The sequence below is a fragment of the Ruegeria lacuscaerulensis genome (genome assembly GCF_013034745.1).
Lineage (GTDB): Bacteria > Pseudomonadota > Alphaproteobacteria > Rhodobacterales > Rhodobacteraceae > Ruegeria > Ruegeria lacuscaerulensis_B.
This window is the reverse complement of the sequence record NZ_WQGP01000007.1, coordinates 293,488-311,306: the sequence shown is the minus strand read 5'-3', so window position 1 is coordinate 311,306 and position 17,819 is coordinate 293,488. Positions and strand designations below refer to the sequence as shown.

General features: G+C 55.6%; 20 protein-coding genes. 10 read left to right on the top strand and 10 right to left on the bottom strand.

Annotated features, from left to right (window positions below; genetic code table 11):
• Positions 1-17: 17 nt before the first annotated feature.
• From GOV79_RS15940 to mgrA, 6 genes are all read right to left on the bottom strand, one after another.
• Positions 18-587 (bottom strand): arsenate reductase (azurin) small subunit, encoded by a 570-nt coding sequence (locus GOV79_RS15940; protein ID WP_170724694.1) that lies wholly within the window; start codon positions 585-587, stop codon positions 18-20.
• A 5-nt stretch (positions 588-592) separates the two neighbouring features.
• Entirely contained in the window at positions 593-1,777 is a 1,185-nt protein-coding gene (locus tag GOV79_RS15935) for a cytochrome-c peroxidase (protein WP_170790485.1), read from the bottom strand.
• Between the two features lie 11 nt (positions 1,778-1,788).
• Complete coding sequence (locus GOV79_RS15930) at positions 1,789-2,895, bottom strand: cytochrome-c peroxidase (RefSeq protein ID WP_237218041.1); 1,107 nt, start codon at positions 2,893-2,895, stop codon at positions 1,789-1,791.
• A 137-nt stretch (positions 2,896-3,032) separates the two neighbouring features.
• On the bottom strand, positions 3,033-5,246 hold the full coding sequence (locus GOV79_RS15925; RefSeq protein WP_170790484.1) for a hybrid sensor histidine kinase/response regulator: 2,214 nt from the start codon (positions 5,244-5,246) through the stop codon (positions 3,033-3,035).
• 83 nt (positions 5,247-5,329) lie between these two features.
• Positions 5,330-6,283: an NAD(P)-dependent oxidoreductase gene (locus GOV79_RS15920; RefSeq protein ID WP_331252669.1), complete on the bottom strand. Its 954-nt coding sequence runs from the start codon at positions 6,281-6,283 to the stop codon at positions 5,330-5,332.
• Entirely contained in the window at positions 6,259-7,287 is a 1,029-nt protein-coding gene (gene mgrA, locus GOV79_RS15915; RefSeq protein ID WP_170790482.1) for an L-glyceraldehyde 3-phosphate reductase, read from the bottom strand. Before mgrA ends, GOV79_RS15920 begins: the two co-directional genes overlap by 25 nt.
• 121 nt (positions 7,288-7,408) lie before the next feature.
• Between mgrA and GOV79_RS15910 the strand changes: the two genes are divergently transcribed.
• The gene (locus tag GOV79_RS15910) at positions 7,409-8,308 is read left to right on the top strand and encodes a GntR family transcriptional regulator (RefSeq protein WP_170790481.1); all 900 of its coding nucleotides are present in this window, start codon (positions 7,409-7,411) and stop codon (positions 8,306-8,308) included.
• On the opposite strand, the gene GOV79_RS15905 is transcribed toward GOV79_RS15910, so the two are convergent.
• The gene (locus tag GOV79_RS15905) at positions 8,283-8,696 is read right to left on the bottom strand and encodes a VOC family protein (protein WP_170787455.1); all 414 of its coding nucleotides are present in this window, start codon (positions 8,694-8,696) and stop codon (positions 8,283-8,285) included. The genes GOV79_RS15910 and GOV79_RS15905 overlap by 26 nt on opposite strands.
• A gap of 185 nt (positions 8,697-8,881) precedes the next feature.
• Between GOV79_RS15905 and GOV79_RS15900 the strand changes: the two genes are divergently transcribed.
• Together GOV79_RS15900 and GOV79_RS15895 are read left to right on the top strand one after the other, a co-directional pair.
• The gene (locus tag GOV79_RS15900; protein ID WP_170790480.1) at positions 8,882-10,273 is read left to right on the top strand and encodes an alpha/beta fold hydrolase; all 1,392 of its coding nucleotides are present in this window, start codon (positions 8,882-8,884) and stop codon (positions 10,271-10,273) included.
• A 33-nt stretch (positions 10,274-10,306) separates the two neighbouring features.
• On the top strand, positions 10,307-10,681 hold the full coding sequence (locus GOV79_RS15895) for a cupin domain-containing protein (protein WP_170787451.1): 375 nt from the start codon (positions 10,307-10,309) through the stop codon (positions 10,679-10,681).
• Between the two features lie 229 nt (positions 10,682-10,910).
• On the opposite strand, the gene GOV79_RS15890 is transcribed toward GOV79_RS15895, so the two are convergent.
• The 3 genes from GOV79_RS15890 to GOV79_RS15880 form a co-directional block, all read right to left on the bottom strand.
• Complete coding sequence (locus tag GOV79_RS15890) at positions 10,911-11,447, bottom strand: hypothetical protein (RefSeq protein WP_170790479.1); 537 nt, start codon at positions 11,445-11,447, stop codon at positions 10,911-10,913.
• A complete protein-coding gene (locus GOV79_RS15885) occupies positions 11,431-12,201 on the bottom strand; it encodes a hypothetical protein (protein ID WP_170790478.1) in 771 nt (256 codons plus the stop codon). Before GOV79_RS15885 ends, GOV79_RS15890 begins: the two co-directional genes overlap by 17 nt.
• A 73-nt stretch (positions 12,202-12,274) precedes the next feature.
• Positions 12,275-12,790 carry a DUF805 domain-containing protein gene (locus GOV79_RS15880; RefSeq protein ID WP_170790477.1) on the bottom strand — a complete coding sequence of 172 codons (516 nt, stop codon included), beginning with the start codon at positions 12,788-12,790 and terminating at the stop codon, positions 12,275-12,277.
• 570 nt (positions 12,791-13,360) lie between these two features.
• Between GOV79_RS15880 and GOV79_RS15875 the strand changes: the two genes are divergently transcribed.
• The 7 genes from GOV79_RS15875 (at position 13,361) to GOV79_RS15845 (ending at position 17,785) form a co-directional block, all read left to right on the top strand.
• Complete coding sequence (locus tag GOV79_RS15875; RefSeq protein WP_170790476.1) at positions 13,361-13,660, top strand: hypothetical protein; 300 nt, start codon at positions 13,361-13,363, stop codon at positions 13,658-13,660.
• Between the two features lie 300 nt (positions 13,661-13,960).
• On the top strand, positions 13,961-14,323 hold the full coding sequence (locus GOV79_RS15870) for a hypothetical protein (protein ID WP_170712383.1): 363 nt from the start codon (positions 13,961-13,963) through the stop codon (positions 14,321-14,323).
• 55 nt (positions 14,324-14,378) lie between these two features.
• Entirely contained in the window at positions 14,379-14,993 is a 615-nt protein-coding gene (locus tag GOV79_RS15865) for a hypothetical protein (RefSeq protein WP_157054210.1), read from the top strand.
• A 52-nt stretch (positions 14,994-15,045) separates the two neighbouring features.
• Complete coding sequence (locus GOV79_RS15860; RefSeq protein ID WP_170418736.1) at positions 15,046-15,351, top strand: hypothetical protein; 306 nt, start codon at positions 15,046-15,048, stop codon at positions 15,349-15,351.
• Positions 15,352-15,393: 42 nt separating this feature from the next.
• Entirely contained in the window at positions 15,394-15,567 is a 174-nt protein-coding gene (locus GOV79_RS15855; protein ID WP_157054209.1) for a hypothetical protein, read from the top strand.
• 120 nt (positions 15,568-15,687) lie between these two features.
• On the top strand, positions 15,688-16,332 hold the full coding sequence (locus GOV79_RS15850; RefSeq protein ID WP_170418739.1) for a protein-tyrosine phosphatase family protein: 645 nt from the start codon (positions 15,688-15,690) through the stop codon (positions 16,330-16,332).
• A gap of 19 nt (positions 16,333-16,351) precedes the next feature.
• Positions 16,352-17,785 (top strand): hypothetical protein, encoded by a 1,434-nt coding sequence (locus tag GOV79_RS15845; RefSeq protein WP_170790475.1) that lies wholly within the window; start codon positions 16,352-16,354, stop codon positions 17,783-17,785.
• Positions 17,786-17,819 lie beyond the last annotated feature (34 nt).

Genomic DNA, 17,819 nt, shown 5'->3' with positions numbered 1-17,819 from the left:
GTGAGTATCCCCTTCCCTTATGCAATCAGGTTGTCGTAGCGGCCGTAGATCAGGCCGAACATGCCGACGGCGTAGATGTCATCACCGTCCAGTTCCAAAAGGACCTGCGGCAGCGACTGATAGGCTTGCCCCGAAACGAGGATGCCGTGCCGTGTCACGTCATAGGTGGACAGGTGCAGCGGGCACGGGCCCAGCACCTTATGTTCAGGCTTGTAGCTGTCATACATCGACCCGCCCTGGTGGGTGCAGGTGAGGTTGAAGGCCACAACGTCCTTTTGCGGACCGATGCCACCGCCACTTTCCACGCCGGTCTTGACCAGAATCGAGTCCGAGTAGTCGCCCTCGTCGGGGTAATAGAACTCGACCGGGACATCCTGTTCCAGCTCGGACAGTTTGCCGATCAACTTGCGCGGATAGGTGGATACCAATGCGGGCACCTGTTCTGCCTGACCGTGGCGAGTGGGCATGGCCACCATCACGGCAAAGGTTGTTGCGCCCGAGGCGAACAGGAACTGGCGGCGGTTCACGGTGCAGGCCTTCTTGGCCTCACCCGAACAGCTGCATCCGGTTGCGTTATGATCTTTCATGACGCTTACTCCTCTGCTGCCGCGGGAAGCGGCTGGTAATCCGGCAGATCGGGTTCTTCGACCAGAATCTCGTCACCGGACAGGGATTTCAGGAAGGCGACCAGATCCGCTTTCTCCTGATCGTTCAGGCCAAGCGGCTGGATCAGATCGGATTTGGTTGCTGCGAATTCATTCTCGCCGCCGCCCTGGTTGTAGAACTCGACTACGTCCTCAAGCGTCTCCAACATGCCGTTATGCATGTAGGGTTCGGTGTAGAGGGTGTAGCGCAGGCTCGGTGTGCGGAACTTGCCCAGATCGGCCTTTTCCTTGGTGCGGAAATAAAAGCCGGGGTCGTCCTTGGTGTGGCGATAGAAATCCTCGGTCGAGCCTTTGGAGTAAAGCTCATACCGGAAGGTCACTTGCGCCAGACCGTCATCTTCCCAGCCGCTATAAGGTGGAACGCCGGTGTTGTAGTATTTCTCATCCGACAGCAGCGCGCCGTTGTGGCATTCGGAACATTGCGCCTTGCCGGTGAACAGCTCCAACCCGCGTTTCTGTTCGTCACTCAGCGCCGCATCATCCCCGCGCAGATAGTTGTCGAAGGGTGTGTCGGTCTGAACGATGGTGCGTTCAAACGCAGCGATTGCGCGCCATGCGTTGCTGATACGCGGCCACTGATCGCCGAAGACGTCATTAAAGCGTTCAACGTACTCGGGCACAAAAGCCAGACGGGCCTCCATCATGTCGGCCTCGCCGTTGCCGGCGACTGCACCGCCTGCAGCGGATTTGGCCTGGCTTTCAAGGCTCTTACTTGATCCCGCCCAGAACAGCTTGCCGTAGTAAGCCGAGTTCACGATGGTCTGGCTGTTGCGCCAGTGAGTCGTGCCGGGATAACCGAACGAGATCGGCGCTTCGACGTCCCAGCCCACATCCGGCAGGTGACAGGCCGAACATGGCGTTGTCTCGTTCCCGCCCAGCCGCGGATCGAAGAACAGCATCTTGCCCAGTTCGATCTTGGCCTCGGTCTGCGGGTTGTCCAGCGGGATGGGCGGCTCGCCCAGCGCCACCAGCGGCGCATCGGGGTCGGGGTCTGCGCCGCCGATACCGGCCTCGATCGCGATACTGTCCGCAGCAAACGCTTGCGATCCGATGGCAGCAAACAAGGCAGCGGTGGCGATTGTGCCTGAAAGGTAAGACTTAAGGTCTTTCATGGGTCCACTCCTCAGTTTGTTGTTTCACGCCAGTTTTCGATCGGCGCATAATCCGTATCGATCTCTTCGGCGACGAATTCGGGCCCGGTCAGCGGCTCGCCGGACAGTGCCTTCAGGAAGGCCACCAGCTGCGCTTGTTCGGTCTCGGAAAGGTTCAACGGCTTGATGCGCGGATCCTTGTTTTCATCGTCACCGCCACCGGCGTTGTAGAAGGCCACCACATCTTCGAGCGTTTCCATCGTGCCGTTGTGCATATACGGCGCGGTATAGGTCAGCTCGCGCAGCGTGGGGGTCATGAAGGTGCCGAACGTGTCAGCGGTGTGTGTGCGGATATATGCTCCGGGGTCAGCACGCAGGTTCATGTAGTTCTCGACGCCGAGGAACTTCATCATGGTCACAAAGGTGATGTGCCGTGTCGGGTCCGCCCAGATGTCAGGGTTGTCGCCAACGCCGATATTGTGCGGCAGATCGTCAGTGAATCGCTCGCCCGAGTGGCACGAGCTACAGCCGCTGGCGTTGAACAGCTCATACCCCGCTTTGGCCTCGTCCGACATCTCGCCGGTGTCGAAGGGCGCACCGCGCGAGATCAGCGTTTTCAGATATTCCGGGATCGCGTTACGCACGCCACCGTTCGAAGGCTCACCAAATCCGGCGGCTTCGAACATCTCGACATAGACCGGGTCCTGCTTGATGCGTTCCTGCATAAGACGCATGTCCATGTTCATGGAATAGGTCTCGGTGATGCTTTCGCGGGTCACGTCATTCAGGTTGGTGCCTATCCGCCCGTCATGGAACCATGCCTCGCGCTTGGCGCTGTTGATCAGCGTTGGCACGTTGCGGAAATGCAGGTTGCCCGTATAGGCATCCGACAGGGCCTGCCCGTCGGTAAAACCGTTTTCCGGCTGGTGGCAACTGGAACAGGACAGCGCAGCGTCGCCGGACAGGCGCGGATCAAAGAAAAGTCGTTTGCCAAGGGCCGCCTTGGCTGGATCGAACTCTATGGCTTCTACCGGGCCCGGCTGGTCCGCCAGGGCCTGGTGAACCGGGAACGCAGCACTCATCGTCAGCAGCGAAACTGTCGACAGCGCCGAGAACCATGTTCTGGCTTTGGTTGTCATCTAAAAGCCCCTTTATCGCTATTCCGATCACTCGGTTTGGCCGAGGACCGGCACGGCGAACCTTAGAGGGCAGTTGTGTCGTACTGATTTGGACGCGATGAAAAGACGTGAAAAGATGTTAAGAAATGTAACAGGCGTCAGGGAACAAGAGATCGTACAATCCGCGCAAGACTTTGAACATCAAAGGGTTTCTGTACTCGTACCGTCGTATCGCCTTCAGCCGGGCTTTCTGCATCATCAAAATAACTGCTGACCAGAATCGTCGGAACATTCGGTCGAACAGCCCGTGCAGACGCGATGAGATCGGTCCCCATCAGCCCCGGCATCATCAAATCCGACACAATTACGTCATAGCTGTCCGGGGCCGCCCTAAAGGCATCCAGCGCGCGCATCGGCTCGGAATAGGCCTCGACCCGGTAGCCATAGCGCGTCAGCAACCGGCGCGTGACATAGAGGATGTTTTCGTCGTCATCGACCAGCAGGATGTGCTCATCCCCCGTGACGGCGCGCGCCTCTTCCTGTTGTTGCGCGCTTAGAACCGGCATCATCGGATAGAAGAGGCTGAACCGAGTTCCCTTGTCGGGTTCCGAATGCAATTCGACCCGACCGCGGCATTCCTCGACACTGTTGCGGACGATGGCCATGCCCAGACCAGTGCCCTTGCCCACAGGTTTGGTCGAGAAGAAGGGTTCGAATAGCTTGTCCTGTACTTCGGGCGTCATTCCCGGCCCGTCATCGGTTACGTCCAACCGGATTACGCCAATCGCATCGTCCGGCAGGTCGTCCAACGCAGTGTCTTCGGCTTGGCTGATGCGCAACACAACTGTGCCGGGGTGATCGCCGATCGCCTCGAACGCGTTGTGGCACAGGTTCAGCAATGTCTGGAAAAACAGTGTGCCGTCAAACTCCGCAAAGGCCTGATCTATGTCGACGTCAAAGCGGGTCTCGATACTAGGTGGGGCGGCGACCTTGATCAGGTCCAGCGCCTCTTGCGTGGCTTTGACCATATCGCCGCGCTGAGGGTTGCGGGGCCGTTGGCGGGCAAAGGTTAGCATCTTGCGAACCAGCGCCTGCGCCCGACGTGCCGCGATGCGGATGTGATCGACCGAGGTCTGAATGTCCTCGTTATCTTCGGCGTCCAGTTCGATCAGCTCGGCATTGCCGATCACGCTCATCAACACGTTGTTGAAATCATGCGCCACTGACCCGGCCAGAATGCCCACGGCCTCCATCTTCTGCACTTGTGCGAATTGCTCGCGCGTGCGGCGGGACTCGGTCATGTCCTCGCCGATACCGATATAGTGGGTGATGCTGCCATTCTGATCGACCAGCGGGAAAATCGCGGTCGAGACCCAGTAATGCGTCCCATCTTTGCGCAGGTTGCGAAACACACCATACCAGCTTTGACCGTTTCTCAGCTTGGCCTTCAGGTCGCCGTAAACCCCCTGCCCCGAATGTCCCGATTGCAGCATTTTGGGCGAATGGCCATAAACCTCTGACGGACCATAGCCGCTGAGTTCAAAGAACTTGCGGTTGGCATATTCGATCTTCAGATCAGTATCCGTGATGATGATCGAGGCCGGGCTTTGTTCGACCGCACGCGCCAGCTTGCGCTCGGCCAGCTCAACCTGTTCACGCAGCGCCAGTTCGGCCTTCAGACGACGGTTGGCGCGCAGGATGTTGGTGATCAGAAACGTCGTGAGGATGGCAATGAACCCGACCAGAACGATCAGCCCGATCAACAGGACCGAGAAGTTGCGCACCAGACGTTCGCCATCCGAAAAGGCACGCACCATACCGGACAAGCTTCTGTCACGCTCCTGCACCCACAGGGTTTCAAGCGTTGCCAGCGCTGCCAAAGCATCATTGTCATCGACACGGACCAAGGCATCGATTTGTTCGGCGCTTAGACCGGCGGCAATGCCATCCTCAATCAGGGGAATATTGCCAGTATATTCCAGCGCCACGGCCTCAATCTGTTGAAGGGCCTCCAGTTCAGTCGGAGACGGGTTCGAGGCGCGATAGGCCGCAATCGTCCCGAGCAAACTTTGCGATTGCCGCCGCAGACGCGGCCCCAAGTCCGGGTCATGTCGCAAGACGTAGTTCTTGAAATTGTGAATCAGGCCGCCATAGCCGAAATCCTCGCGGATATCTGAAATCCAATAACCACGCGGCGTGGTCTCGGCTGAGTATTCCTGCCACGCCACCCGCATTTCACCAATGCGCGCACCGGTCTCGCGTGACATGTAAAGAAACACAGACAGGATGATCACGAGCGCAAGGCCAATTGCAAAGGCCACCGCCAAGGGTCGCTTCAGAGACCCGCTTATCACGTCGGGACTGTCGCTCATGCCTGCACCCTTCCCAATTGGATCAACAGGAAAAGGTGTGTCACGTTTTATACGCGCACGCTATGGCTGCGGGCGCGGCATATCTACGCTTTGGAGTCGTCGAGCCCGTTTGCTTCCGCGATGAAATCGGCCATCATGGGAACGTAATCCTCACCACGGCCCGCAGCCTCCATGGCCGCGAAGGCATTGCGCAGAGTCGCCTGAACCGGCGTGACCGCACCGATGCTGTTGGCCAGGTTCGAAAGGTACCGCATGTCCTTATGCGCGTTGGTGATGGCAAAACGATGGGCGTTTTCGTCTCGCTCCAGCGTCCATTTCATAAAGGTCTCGTAGAACCCGTTCGACAAACGACCGGGGCGCAGAACGGAATCCACCTGTTCCGCGCTCAGACCCGACTTTCGGGCCACGGCCAGCGCCTCGGAATACAGGACCGCATAGCCCAAGGCGACGAAGTTGTTGATCAGCTTCATTTTGTGGCCCAATCCGACCTCACCCATGTGGACAACCAGCCCGGCCCAGCAGTCAATCACCGGCTTGATGCGCGCAAAAGTCTCGGGCGACGCGCCAACCATGGCATCCAGCGTTCCGGCCTCGGCCTCTTTCGGGGTGCGCCCCAGCGGAGCGTCGGCCAGGTCCATGCCTGCGCCACGGAGTTCCTCGGCCAGCTGCAGGGTCGAAACCGGGTCCGAGGTGGAACAATCCACAACGATCAAACCCTTTTTTCCTGCGGCGATGATCCCGTCGGGGGCCCGCACCAGCTGTTCCACTTGTGGACTGCCTGAGACACAGAGGTGGATGATGTCGCAGGCCTCGGCCATCTCACGAGCCGAATGAACCTCGGTCGCGCCGCGATGCAACAGGTCTTCGACCGGTTGGCGATTACGATGCGCCATCACCATCAGCGGATAGCCGTTTTCCACGATGTTCTTGGCCATGCCATGGCCCATCAGGCCAACGCCGATAAAACCGATTACGGGTTTGTTCATGGGATTTCCTTTGTTGCTGTCGCGGCTCAGGCGTCCGAGGACTGGGTCCACAGATTGACCTCGCCATTGGAGGAATAGAGGTCGATCTCGGCCAGTTCTTCGGACGTGAATTCAATGTTCTTCAGCGCGCCGACACAGTCAACGATCTGTTCCGTCCGCGATGCCCCAATCAAAGCAGTTGTGATCCCGCCCTCGCGCAGCACCCAGGCAATTGCCATCTGCGCCAGCGTCTGACCGCGCCGATTGGCGATGGCATCAAGGTTGCGCAAATTCTGCATGGTGGCTTCGGTCAGCAGGTCGGGGTTGAGGGACTTGTCCTCGGTGGCGCGACTACCTTCCGGCAGGCCATTCAGGTATTTTCCGGTCAGCATTCCTTGCGCCAGCGGCGTGAAGGCGATGGACCCGATCCCCAGCTCTTTCAGCGTGGCTTTCAACCCATCCGTTTCCACCCAACGGTTGATCATATTGTAGCTGGGCTGATGGATGATACAGGGCGTACCCAGATCCTTTAGAATAGCCGCAGCCTCGCGCGTGCGTTGCGAGTTATAGGACGAAATGCCGACATACAGTGCCTTGCCAGAGCGCACGATCCGATCCAACGCGCCCATCGTTTCCTCGAGCGGTGTTTTCGGGTCGAACCGGTGGGAATAAAAGATATCGACATAGTCGAGCCCCATCCGTTTCAAGCTTTGGTCACAAGAGGCGATCAAGTATTTTCGGCTGCCCCATTCGCCGTAGGGGCCGGGCCACATCCCATACCCGGCCTTGGATGAGATGACCAATTCATCACGGTATGCGGCGAAATCGGTTTTCAAAATCTCGCCAAACGCCTCTTCGGCGCTGCCTGGCGGCGGGCCATAATTGTTTGCCAGATCGAAATGCGTGATCCCCAGATCAAAGGCCGTGCGGCACAGCTCCTGCTTCAACTGATGGGGGCGATCATGCCCGAAATTATGCCACAACCCCAACGAGATAGCAGGCAGTTTCAGCCCGCTGCTTCCGCAAGAGTTATAAATCATTTTATCGTAGCGGGTGGCACTGGGGACATATGGCATTGGGGAAAATCCTGACGATATAGCAGATCGGAGTTGGCGCTATGATATGGGTCCGGCCCCTTGCCCTCAAATGTCTTTAACCCCATTTAATACAGCGTAATGAACATCAAGGACCACAAGTTTGCCGCGCCCGGACCGAGTTTTCAAAAGCGCCTGCAACGCCATGCTGGACAGGCTGATGGCCGGGGCAGAGGTCACCAATATCTCGCAATTGGCGCGTCATTTGGGGGTCAGCCGCACTACAGTGCGGGCCGTTCTGTCCTATCTGGAAAAAAGGGGTTTGCTTGCCCGACAAGGACGGGGCTATGACGTGCAGCGCCTGCCAGAACAGGCCGATTACTTTTCAGCCGCCCAAACGATGGACACACGCGACGCGCTTGAAGCCGCGTTCATGCAGATGATCCGCAATCAAGATCTGGGCCCCGGAACGCGGCTGAACGAAGGGCAACTGGCGCGGCAGTTGGATGTCTCGGTTCAAACTATCCGCGAGTTTCTGATCGGCCTCAGCCGGTTTGGATTTGTGCGCAAGGATCACCACAGGCGCTGGGTGCTGGAGGGCGTCACCCGCCAATATGCGTTGGAGCTGCACGAGGTTCGCGTCATGTTCGAAAGCCGCGCGGTGGAAAACCTGTGCTGCCTGCCGGAGCAGCATCCGTTCTGGGGTGGTCTGGCACGGTTGCGGCAAGAGCATCAGGCTGTGACCGCCAGCGCCGATCTTTCCACGTTGGATTTCCCGGCATTGGACACCAAGTTTCACCGCTTCCTGAATGATCACGCGGGAAACCGGTTGATCGTCGGCTTTCAGGACGCGATTGCGATGATCTTTAACCACCACTACCTGTGGCCGCTAGAAAACCAGCTCGACCATCACCTGACAGCCACCGCCGATCACCTTGCCATCATCGACAGCATCGAAAGACGGGACAAGCGCAAGGCCCGGGCCGCGATGGCCGCGCATCTGGACACCACCCGCCGCCGCTTTGCCCAAGCGACTGCTAAACCGCCTGATGAACCTCGATGATGTTGCCCTCTGGGTCTTGAAAGAACACCTGGTGCCATTCCTTGGCGAAGGCTGTCCCATAGTCGGAATAGGGGATGCCGTTGTCGTCCAACAATTTCTTGAAAGCCGCAATATCATCGGTTCTGAAGGCAATATGCCCGCGTTCAACCGGATTGATGGACTCACTGTGTTTGAATGCCACACCAAGATCTTTCTCGGCCAGATGCATCTGCATATGACCATCTGTGGCAAAACGGATCTTGCCGCTATAGCCGCTGTCTTCGGTCTCATCAGGTCGGGGGAAGTTCTCGATCGGGATGTCGTCCAGCCCGAGGACGTGCGTGTAGAAATGATGCAGGCGCTCCACGTCCTGCGAGACATAGTTGATGTGGTGGAATTCCAGTTTCATGATCCGTGCGTATCCTGACGTTGATCCGATGGGCTGCAATCATTCGGTTTGCCCCGAAGATTACGCATTCCGCATCGCCGCGAAACCGCAAATTCAAGGATATGTCTTTGCTATTGCGACAAGACCGCCACTTTCCCGTATACTGACCCCTAAGCGCCAGACAGGTGCAGCAGACGGAGGGGGGAATGGAACAGCGGCTCTCGGCTATTCTGGCGGCTGACATGGTCGGGTATTCCCGGCTGATGGAACTGGACGAACTGGGCGTTTTGTCCCGGCAAAAGAAATACCGACGCGAACTGATCGACCCCGAAATCGAGCGCAGCCGCGGCAGCATTGTGAAAACCACTGGCGATGGCATGTTGGCCACCTTCGAATCCGTTCAGGACGCAGTGCGCTGCGCCGTGAACATCCAAAAAGCGATGAACCTGAATGAAACAGATCTTGAAGATGATCAGAGGATCCGCTTCCGCGTCGGCATCAATCTGGGTGATGTGATTTTCGATGAGGGCGACATCTTTGGCGACGGTGTCAACGTCGCCGCAAGACTGGAGGGGCTGGCAGAGCCTGGCGGAGTTTGCGTCTCAGACATTGTGCATCAGGCCGTGCAGGATCGTGTCGATACGCCGTTTCGGGATATGGGCGGGCAGCGCGTCAAGAATATCAGCCGACCGATCCGGGTCTGGCACTGGTCACCGCAGGCCGCCCCCCGGCGCGTGGCACCCGATATCTCGCTGCAACAGCGGGTAAGGTTCTGCAAATCGGCGGACGGGGTCAATCTGGCCTGGGCCTCGACCGGACAAGGGACGCCCGTGCTCAAAGCGCCGAACTGGCTGAACCATATCGAGTATGAATGGACCAGCCCCGTCTGGGGCGATTTCCTGTCCGAGATGTCCAAGCTTTGCCATCTGGTGCGGTTCGATCAGCGCGGCAATGGGCTTTCGGACTGGGATGTGGGTGATATTTCAGAGGATAGGATGATCGACGACATGATCGCCGTCGCCGATGCAGCGGGGCTGGATCAATTCGGCCTGTTCGGGATCAGCCAGGGCTCGGCCTTTTCGATCCGGTTTGCGGCCACATACCCCGATCGCGTCAAGTTTCTGATCCTACTGGGCGGCTATGTCCGGGGTCGCATGATGCGGGGCGACGCCGAAGCCGAACAATTCTATCAGGCCTCCCGCGCGATGGTATCCGCCGGGTGGGGCTCACCCAATCCGGTCTATCGCCATTTCTTCACCTCATCTTATATGCCAGACGCCACTCCGGAAGAAGGTGCAAGCTTTGATGAGATGCAGCGTATCTCGGCCAGCCCCGAAACGGCGCTGCGGATCATGGAGATGAACGCTTATGTGGATGCCCGCGCGGATGCACAACGGCTAAACGTGCCGACATTGGTGTTGCATGTCAGAGATGACATGGCTGCCCCGATCAGCGAAGGCCGCGAAACCGCGCGTGAAGTTCCAACCGCCGAATTCGTCGAACTTCCGGGCGCCAATCACTGCATGATCCGAGGGCACGCGGGCTTTGACGAGTTTTTTCAGGAGATTGGCCCTTTCCTGCGGCAGCATGGCGGCTAACCTGCCCCGCAAAACAGAGATGAAAGAGCGACTATGCGGAAATACACGACGCTGGATGAAATCGGCCCCTTGGAGGTCTGGCCTTTCGACAACCCCAGCAGCGACTACAAGATATTGGAAGGTCAGCCCAAAGCCTCTGGCCGGATGGACGACGGCGGCCCCGGACATGCAACACGCACCGGCATCTGGCGCTGCACCAAAGGCGCGTTTGAATGCACCGAACAGGGGGATGAGCTGATGACTATCCTGTCTGGCCGTTGCCAAATAATCGACCACAGTACAGGACACACCACCGATCTGGATGTAGGAGATAGCTATTTCGTCCGGGACGGCAGCCGCGTGACGTGGAACATCATCGAGGATGTCACCAAGGTCTTCTTCGGGCATAAACCGGGCGGGTTCGACTGACGGAAGCGGGAATGCCGATGGCGAAAATGCCTCCGGCGATTTCCTGTAGGTCTGCGCATAACGCTGCATTGCCGACGTTGGTTTGACTAAAGAAAATCTTGGAACTTTGCGTAAACCTTTACGCGGTATTTGCGCATAGCTTTGTACGATTTGCCCATAAGTTTGCATGCTGCAGAGAACTCATCGAACAAACAGGCTCTCAGGCTTATCTGCAGTGCCTAATTGCAGTTTACTGCCAATCACCAGCCGATGAACGCCACGTCTTAGCTTCCGCATCCCAAACACTGGCTGATGCGCAAGGCGTCGGGTTTATTCCGTCACAATTGCTTCCGTGGACATCCGCAAGGACAATGCGATGACGCCCGAAGTCAACGACCGTCCAGCCTCGGTTAAGCAAGGAGTGAACCTCCTCTTCAATCAAGAAGTGCGACATGCATCCGCCAGTTCCGCAAAAAAGAGATGCGGCGCTCGAGCACGCGAAACCAGATTCGTTCAGAACCCAGTCGCGTTGTAGATCCCCGTCGAGATCCACTCTCTCGACCGCACCCCAATCTAAATCAAACTGACCGTCGTTGAACTCCGCGCAAGCCTGTGCCGCCAGATCAACCTTCGCCTGAAAACCGGGCGGAAGTTGTGAAACATCAGCAGCGACAGCTGGTGAGGTCCAAAATAGGCCCGAAACCAGCACAATCCCTGATGCCAGCCCTTTCAACAGGCGCACTTTTGGGGAAGCAGGTTGGAGGGTGGCGTCAGTTACATTGATCATACCTATAGTCCCCGTACTCCAGCCAGTTTGCCGAGCCTTCGCTAAAAATCAAAAACTCGGACCTGTCTTCCCCAAGCAGGGCAACGACAAATCCGGCCGGCGGCTCAGAGTTTCCGAAGTAACTGTAGGCCGTCATGGCTCTGATCGTCTCGCCGTTAACCGTTACTCGCGCGTCCCACTCTCCGTCCGGGTTGTCCAAAATTACGGGTTCGATCACGCGTTTTATCGCTCCGCCACCACAATAGACGATGCCTTCGGGTGCTTCGTAGGAGGCCTCCTGGCTAACATTCGAGTTGCACGCAGAACGAAGGGATCGAATTGCCGCGCTGGAACCCTTCAAGTCAAAGATTCCATAGCTGACGTCTTGATCAATCATGGACAGATTAACCGATGCATTTGCTGCAAGCTGGTCCAGTACAAAATCATAATCCTGCTGACTGTTGAAACTGGCCTCGACGGGATAGTTGTCGACGATCTGCAAAGCAGCGTTTTCTGCGCCAACCTGAAAAGCCCCAACTTCGGTGGTGCCGCTCTTAAAAAACCGAATGGAAAGCCCTTGCTTCTGCACAATGTCCTGGCTGTCCTCGTATCCAGCCGGAGCAAAGCGGATACGGTCACACTGAAGTTCCAGCGTCATGTTTCCGGTTTGAATAAATGCATTGGGATTAGGCCCGGAACTGAACGACCACTCCGCCGATGCAGTGGTCGCCATTGCCATCATCAACGCTCCAATGGAAATCGTTTTGAAACTCATTTTCACTCTCCATGGTGTTGCGGTTCGGACTTTCACCCAGCAGGGTTCCCGGCTTGTTTCCCGGAAAACAAGGTCAGGAAACAGATTCGCCGTATTCGTTTGCGCCTTCTTGGGAAGGTCGTGTCAGCCACCAGATCATCAGAATGGACAGAACGAACTGAAGGATTGAGACAACAACGATACCGGTCACACCCAAAACTGCCGCAGGTCCTCGCAATGCATCGGGATTTTCGGTCCCTTGCTCCAATACCGAAAAGAACGCCACCCCACCCAGCAAAACAAAAAGCGTTGTAATGCTGAGTGCCATCGGCAACAGCAAGTACCAGCCAGGTCGCCCTGTATCGTGCAGCCTTCTCCAACCGACGGCGAGCATTGGTATTATGACGGCCAGTTGGAAAACTGAGGACAGAACCTGAGAGCCTTGGCCCGTGTCGGGGTTGGTTCCAAAAAGGATCGAATCCAACATTGCTAAAGCGGCACTCACGAGAACCACAAACAAGAAGAACCACCAGTATTCTGAGCGTAAAGCCCGACCGGAAAACTGGAAGTATTTCGAAAAACACGTTTTAACGGATTCACCAAATCCCATTTTTCACTCCCTTTTTGACTTTCATTGCGCCGAAAACGCTTCGCCGCTCAGAATTACTCACGCGCCTCTAAGGATGCGCCCACGAACCTTTTTTATTTGAAGACGAAGGCCTATCGTACGAGAGCGTAAAGAAGTTTACGCGCGGAAAAAATGTTGATTTATTAAAAAATAGATTCAAACATGCGAATTCGACACAACTTTCATTTTACCTCCGTTGTTGTCGTTGTTGCTCGCGATGCCGGGCCCTTCCAGCCGCTAGAGTGAGTGCTGGCGGTTGGAAGACTTTCTAAAGTGATCGTGCTTAGGAGGACGCGATGCTCAATTTCAACAAGAGATCACTCTCTCCAAAGCTCGCTCTAGCTTTTGCCTGTGACGTCATTTGGCCATCATGCGTTGTTGGCCGTCTTGGCAATCAACAAAGTATCGATCCGCTGACCAAGCCAGCAAGCTGCGGGTTTTGGGCAAGGTAGTCACAGGATCAAGGCATGTTTTATTGGCTGTCCAGTCGCCAGAGATTCTAACAAGCGCATCCAATTTCAATAATTTCATGGGAACAAGAGGGAGAAGAAAATGTCCAACAAGATGGTGATGATTGCAGGCGCAACTTGTTTCGCATTGCTTGCAGCCTGCGACGAGACGAGTACATCAAACGCGTCCGCCGAACTCACGCCGGCTCAGCAGGCGTGTTTGCGAGACGTAGCCAGCACAACGAACAATTCGCAAGTCGTGGTGCTCTCATCCGCGTTTAGCGAGGCAGGAACACAGGTCACTGTAGGCGTTGGCGAGGATCGTGCTCCTTGGAATTGCATTGCTTACAGTGATGGCACGACAGCTGGTATCGAGTTCCTGGGCGACGAAGGCGCATTGTGACCTGTCTGCTGCGTAGCTGAAAACGGCTGCGCAGCACTAGCTTGATCTGCTGAGGCTCGACATGCTTTGTAGAACCACCATCATCGTATTCGCGGTCCTGTACCTGTTGGCGATGGTTGCATTTTTGACGGGCACATTTGGCTGGTTGGGACAGGAACGAGACCCTTTGTCCGGAGTGTTCCTGCTACCGTTGGGATTGCCTTGGATACTTGTAGCGGACTTAATTTCGGAGTCCGCCAAGCCGTGGTTCGCGGCGACTGCGCCTGTGCTCAACCTGTTAGCGCTGGTCTTGATTTGTAGATGGGCACGCAGTTTGCGCCAATAGTGAAGACTGAACTCTTTCTCACCAATAGGGAGGAAAACATGGGAAAAGTGATCTTGGGTGTTGTGATCGGGCTCGTCCTCGGCGTGGTTGGGGCTATGACCTTGGGTGGCGGGGCCGCGGTGGGTGTTGGCGTTGCGACAGGCTTGTCCGCCGGTGTCTGCACAACATTGAAAGGAGCACAAGCCGAGAACCTGATCACCGCCGAGCAAGCGGACCAGATCCTCAACCGCGTAAATTCCGAAATGGCGTCACTGCAAGGAATTGAAACGACGGGCGAGATCGTCGGCAGCGCACAGGCATGCGATGAATTTCTGTCAAAGTTAAGAGACGCGAAGTGAGGTTTCGCTTTGCACGGAACAAAACAGTAAGGACAAGCCAACAGGGAACCATCTGATGAAACTCGTTTTACTCAAGCTCCTCACACCCATGTTCGCAATCGCGGGCACAGCTGCTTTTGCAATATCAGAAGCCGACGACGCGTGTATCGACCATTTGCGGCAGGTTGGTGGACCAGACGGTCAATCCGGAACGATTGAAAGCTCTCAGTTCTCGGAAGCTGGTACGCTCGTCATGCTACGAGATGCAGGCGGAACACTTTGGCGCTGCATCGCGTACAAGGATGGTAGCATCGGCGAGATGTCGGTTGTCGAAGCGATGGATGATGGCGGTGGAGCCATGGCAGGCGCCGCCGGGTCTACTGGTAGCCAACGTGTCAAATTCGATGCTGGTTCCACCGGCGCCGAACTCGTTGGTGAACTCGCGCCAGGAGCGTCACAGCAATATGTTCTCGGGGCAAAAAACGAACAGTTTCTTTACGTCCGCGTTGCTCCGCGAAATGGCTCCTTAGACTACGTTATTCGTAACCCCGATGGTTCTGAACTGTTGGGATTAATGTCGGCGGACAAGGAGTATCGAGGGCAGCTTTGGCAATCTGGTGATCATGTTGTGGAGGTTATCAATCGCAGCAACTCTTCCGTCGGCTACAACGTAATTTTCGGAATTGAATAGGTGATCGACCAGAAGCCCTTGAACACGTTCCCAAAACAGCCAGGAAAAACACATGAGAACCAATGTCCTAATGGTGATCGGCGCGGTATGTATTTCTGCACTTGCAGCATGCGAAGAGAGTGGCGGATCGGTGGATGCAAGTGCACCAACTGTGGGCAGCTCTAGCGATCTTTCGCCATTTGAAGGGGCAAGAGCGGGCCAAGCTGAAATGGGCATCCAAAGTCTCGGATTTGAACTCATCCGAAGCGAAGGGCTGACCTCGTACTGGTTTAACAAGGATACAGGTGCATGTGCTCAGATCACGACGTCTGAGGGAAGGTACTCAGATGTAGCTATGCTGCCATCAGGTGACTGCTGACAAATTTCCATCAATCCCAAATCCAAGAGAAGGAGCCCAAACTTGCAATTCGACCTGGCACACGCGGCGGTCATCGTTGTCGCCTTAATCATCACTAACCTGGCATTGAAATCGGCTGGCGTGATCAACGAAGAAAACAAGCACCAATGGAACTGGAAAGTTGTTCTAGCCTACTTCGTAGTCGTCGTTATCATCAATCTCGTGTGGCCCATCTAAAGTTTCACAGCGGAAAGCTATTTGCCCACTTGATATGGTTGTCATGAACTAGCCTTTCCGAGAGACTATCAGGTCGCAAGAGTTTGAGCATTAAAGGTTCAAGAATAGAAAGGATTTGGCATGCGGTTTTTGGCGTCCCTCATATTCATTGGTGTTCTCGCAACCGCTGCGAATTCTGACGTGACCAGTCGAAATGGCGGTCCAAGCAACAGTCAAATGCTTTCAAAGGGTGGTGACGGAGGCATTGATGGTGTCGCTTTCTTTCGCCCAGTCTTAAGCGGAGTGTTGTATCGATCCGGTTTCAAGGGCGGCGACAAGGATCGAACTGGCCTAAGTGAAGGTCAACGCGAAACTCTGTGCGGCGAAGGGTTTTCAACCGGGTTTTACGCCGACTTCGGCAAAAACACTGAATACGGTCGCACCAGCTGCGGAAACGGATCCTTTGACTATCAGAGCGCCAGATCCTCTCGACCCGATGCTGTCATGGCGTCCATACACGAGGTGATTAAAAACCCTGGAAAGGGCCCTGTTCTGGTGCACTGCATGTGGGGCGTTCATTCCTCAGGTGCATTGTCGGCGATGGCGCTCGTTCAGTTTTGCGGTTGGACAGAAGAAAGGGCCAAGGAATATTGGAATGATGCCCGAAACGGAGCCCCTTGTTCAGGCGGGTGCGACCAGTGGATTGACTCAAAATTTTCCAACTTCAGTGTCGACCCAAAATTGAAGATCTCCAACGAGCAACAGGCAGCGATTTGCCCCAAATGATATTGGGAGGACTATCCAAATGAAGTTCAATCTTCTGGGGTCACTTGCTTTAATTGCACCCACTGTCTTGTGGGCGAACGACGATGTTCTCGGTGAAGCCACGACATTTGATAGTCCCAACGGCGTTACTGAACGCTGTATTCGGATCGAAAAAGTTTCAACGGGCGAGTATAAGAAAAGCGATCTTGAGGAAGAAACGGCCTATTGCGAGATCGATTTCTATGCCTCCGAAATTGCTATTTGCCCAAAAACCTGGAGCACCAGCCCAGGAATGGCCGTGTACGATATTTCGGAAGGACCCTACACAGGGAACCGTACTGAGTTCGAGAGAAACGCTTGCAAAGAGGGGAAGGCGGCGAAAGATCTGGCCAAGGACAGGGTGGCCAAATTCAAATCCACCATGAACCAAAAGGGCACCAGTGGAACCTTTTCCACCTCGTCGCTGCTTTACTATCATTTCTCCAGATATTTCGACACGACTGTAAAAGTTCCAGTCGCCGTTTGGCGTAGCATGGACGCCCAGGCGCACTTTTCCGAGGTCGCAGAGCCCGGCCTTGCGATTTCTGGCGGCTCTCATGGTGGGCGCATGAACCACGAAGGCTGGCGGGTCTTCGCGGCTGCGGATGCCGACCCGAACTCGTACCAGCCAACCGACGATCTGTTCACCGCAGATCGAACGCAAATATACGGTGCGCTGCTTGATAGCCCTGGGCATCGATACGGCTCGGAAATCAACGGCACCCGTAAATCTGGTTGGGGGAAAGGTCAGAACCGCGATTTTCAGGAAACTCCTGCTTTCTTGGCTTTGCGTTCTTCAAAACCCTTGCCAGAGGCCATTGTAGAGGGCGTTGGAGAAGGTCGAAGAGACCGGATGATCAACAAGGATCTCGGTCCCGATGTCAGCGACCAACAGATGGCATTTTGGATGCAAGAACTTACCGAGATTGTACTCCTCGATTTCATCTTTAGCCAGCAGGACCGCGTAGGAAACATAGACTTCACACCCTATTGGTATTGGGTCGAAGACGGAAAGCTGAAGCATAAGAAAGCCAAGCACCATGAGCCAAACGATGGAGACGTTCCCGACGACGCATTATTGATCCGTCGCAGCAATCTAAACGACAACGATGCTGGTGGGCGTGTCGAATACGCCAACTTCGCGAAATCTACTCAAATGCTGGAGAAAATTCGCCACTTCTCTCCAAGCACGTATCGGCGCTTGGTTGCATTGAATAGTGACCTTCAATCCCAAGGCCCAGTCTATGACTGGCTATCGCAAAGCTTTGGTTTGTCAGACAGTCAGATTGCACAAGTTGTCAAAAATACTGCGCTGGCAACGTCCATTCTCCAGAGCAATTGCTCAAATGGCGATTTGATGTTCGACTTGGATCCTGTCGCATTCTTTTTGAGAAACGGCACCGAGGTAGAGGCTGTGGACTGTTATGTACCGTAGGTGTTCTGCTCTTATTGCGGTGTGTATTTGGACC

Bases quoted from the DNA above. Each gene is read 5' to 3' on its own strand.
- GOV79_RS15895 (WP_170787451.1), top strand. From the start codon at position 10,307: ATGCGGAAATACACGACGCTGGATGAAATCGGCCCCTTGGAGGTCTGG.
- GOV79_RS15850 (WP_170418739.1), top strand. From the start codon at position 15,688: ATGCGGTTTTTGGCGTCCCTCATATTCATTGGTGTTCTCGCAACCGCT.
- GOV79_RS15925 (WP_170790484.1), bottom strand. From the start codon at position 5,246: ATGAGCGACAGTCCCGACGTGATAAGCGGGTCTCTGAAGCGACCCTTG.
- GOV79_RS15940 (WP_170724694.1), bottom strand. From the start codon at position 587: ATGAAAGATCATAACGCAACCGGATGCAGCTGTTCGGGTGAGGCCAAG.
- GOV79_RS15865 (WP_157054210.1), top strand. From the start codon at position 14,379: ATGAAACTCGTTTTACTCAAGCTCCTCACACCCATGTTCGCAATCGCG.
- GOV79_RS15880 (WP_170790477.1), bottom strand. From the start codon at position 12,790: ATGGGATTTGGTGAATCCGTTAAAACGTGTTTTTCGAAATACTTCCAG.
- GOV79_RS15885 (WP_170790478.1), bottom strand. From the start codon at position 12,201: ATGAGTTTCAAAACGATTTCCATTGGAGCGTTGATGATGGCAATGGCG.
- GOV79_RS15930 (WP_237218041.1), bottom strand. From the start codon at position 2,895: ATGACAACCAAAGCCAGAACATGGTTCTCGGCGCTGTCGACAGTTTCG.
- GOV79_RS15900 (WP_170790480.1), top strand. From the start codon at position 8,882: ATGGAACAGCGGCTCTCGGCTATTCTGGCGGCTGACATGGTCGGGTAT.
- GOV79_RS15890 (WP_170790479.1), bottom strand. From the start codon at position 11,447: ATGATCAATGTAACTGACGCCACCCTCCAACCTGCTTCCCCAAAAGTG.
- GOV79_RS15905 (WP_170787455.1), bottom strand. From the start codon at position 8,696: ATGAAACTGGAATTCCACCACATCAACTATGTCTCGCAGGACGTGGAG.
- GOV79_RS15870 (WP_170712383.1), top strand. From the start codon at position 13,961: ATGGGCACGCAGTTTGCGCCAATAGTGAAGACTGAACTCTTTCTCACC.
- GOV79_RS15860 (WP_170418736.1), top strand. From the start codon at position 15,046: ATGAGAACCAATGTCCTAATGGTGATCGGCGCGGTATGTATTTCTGCA.
- GOV79_RS15845 (WP_170790475.1), top strand. From the start codon at position 16,352: ATGAAGTTCAATCTTCTGGGGTCACTTGCTTTAATTGCACCCACTGTC.
- mgrA (WP_170790482.1), bottom strand. From the start codon at position 7,287: ATGCCATATGTCCCCAGTGCCACCCGCTACGATAAAATGATTTATAAC.
- GOV79_RS15935 (WP_170790485.1), bottom strand. From the start codon at position 1,777: ATGAAAGACCTTAAGTCTTACCTTTCAGGCACAATCGCCACCGCTGCC.
- GOV79_RS15875 (WP_170790476.1), top strand. From the start codon at position 13,361: ATGTCCAACAAGATGGTGATGATTGCAGGCGCAACTTGTTTCGCATTG.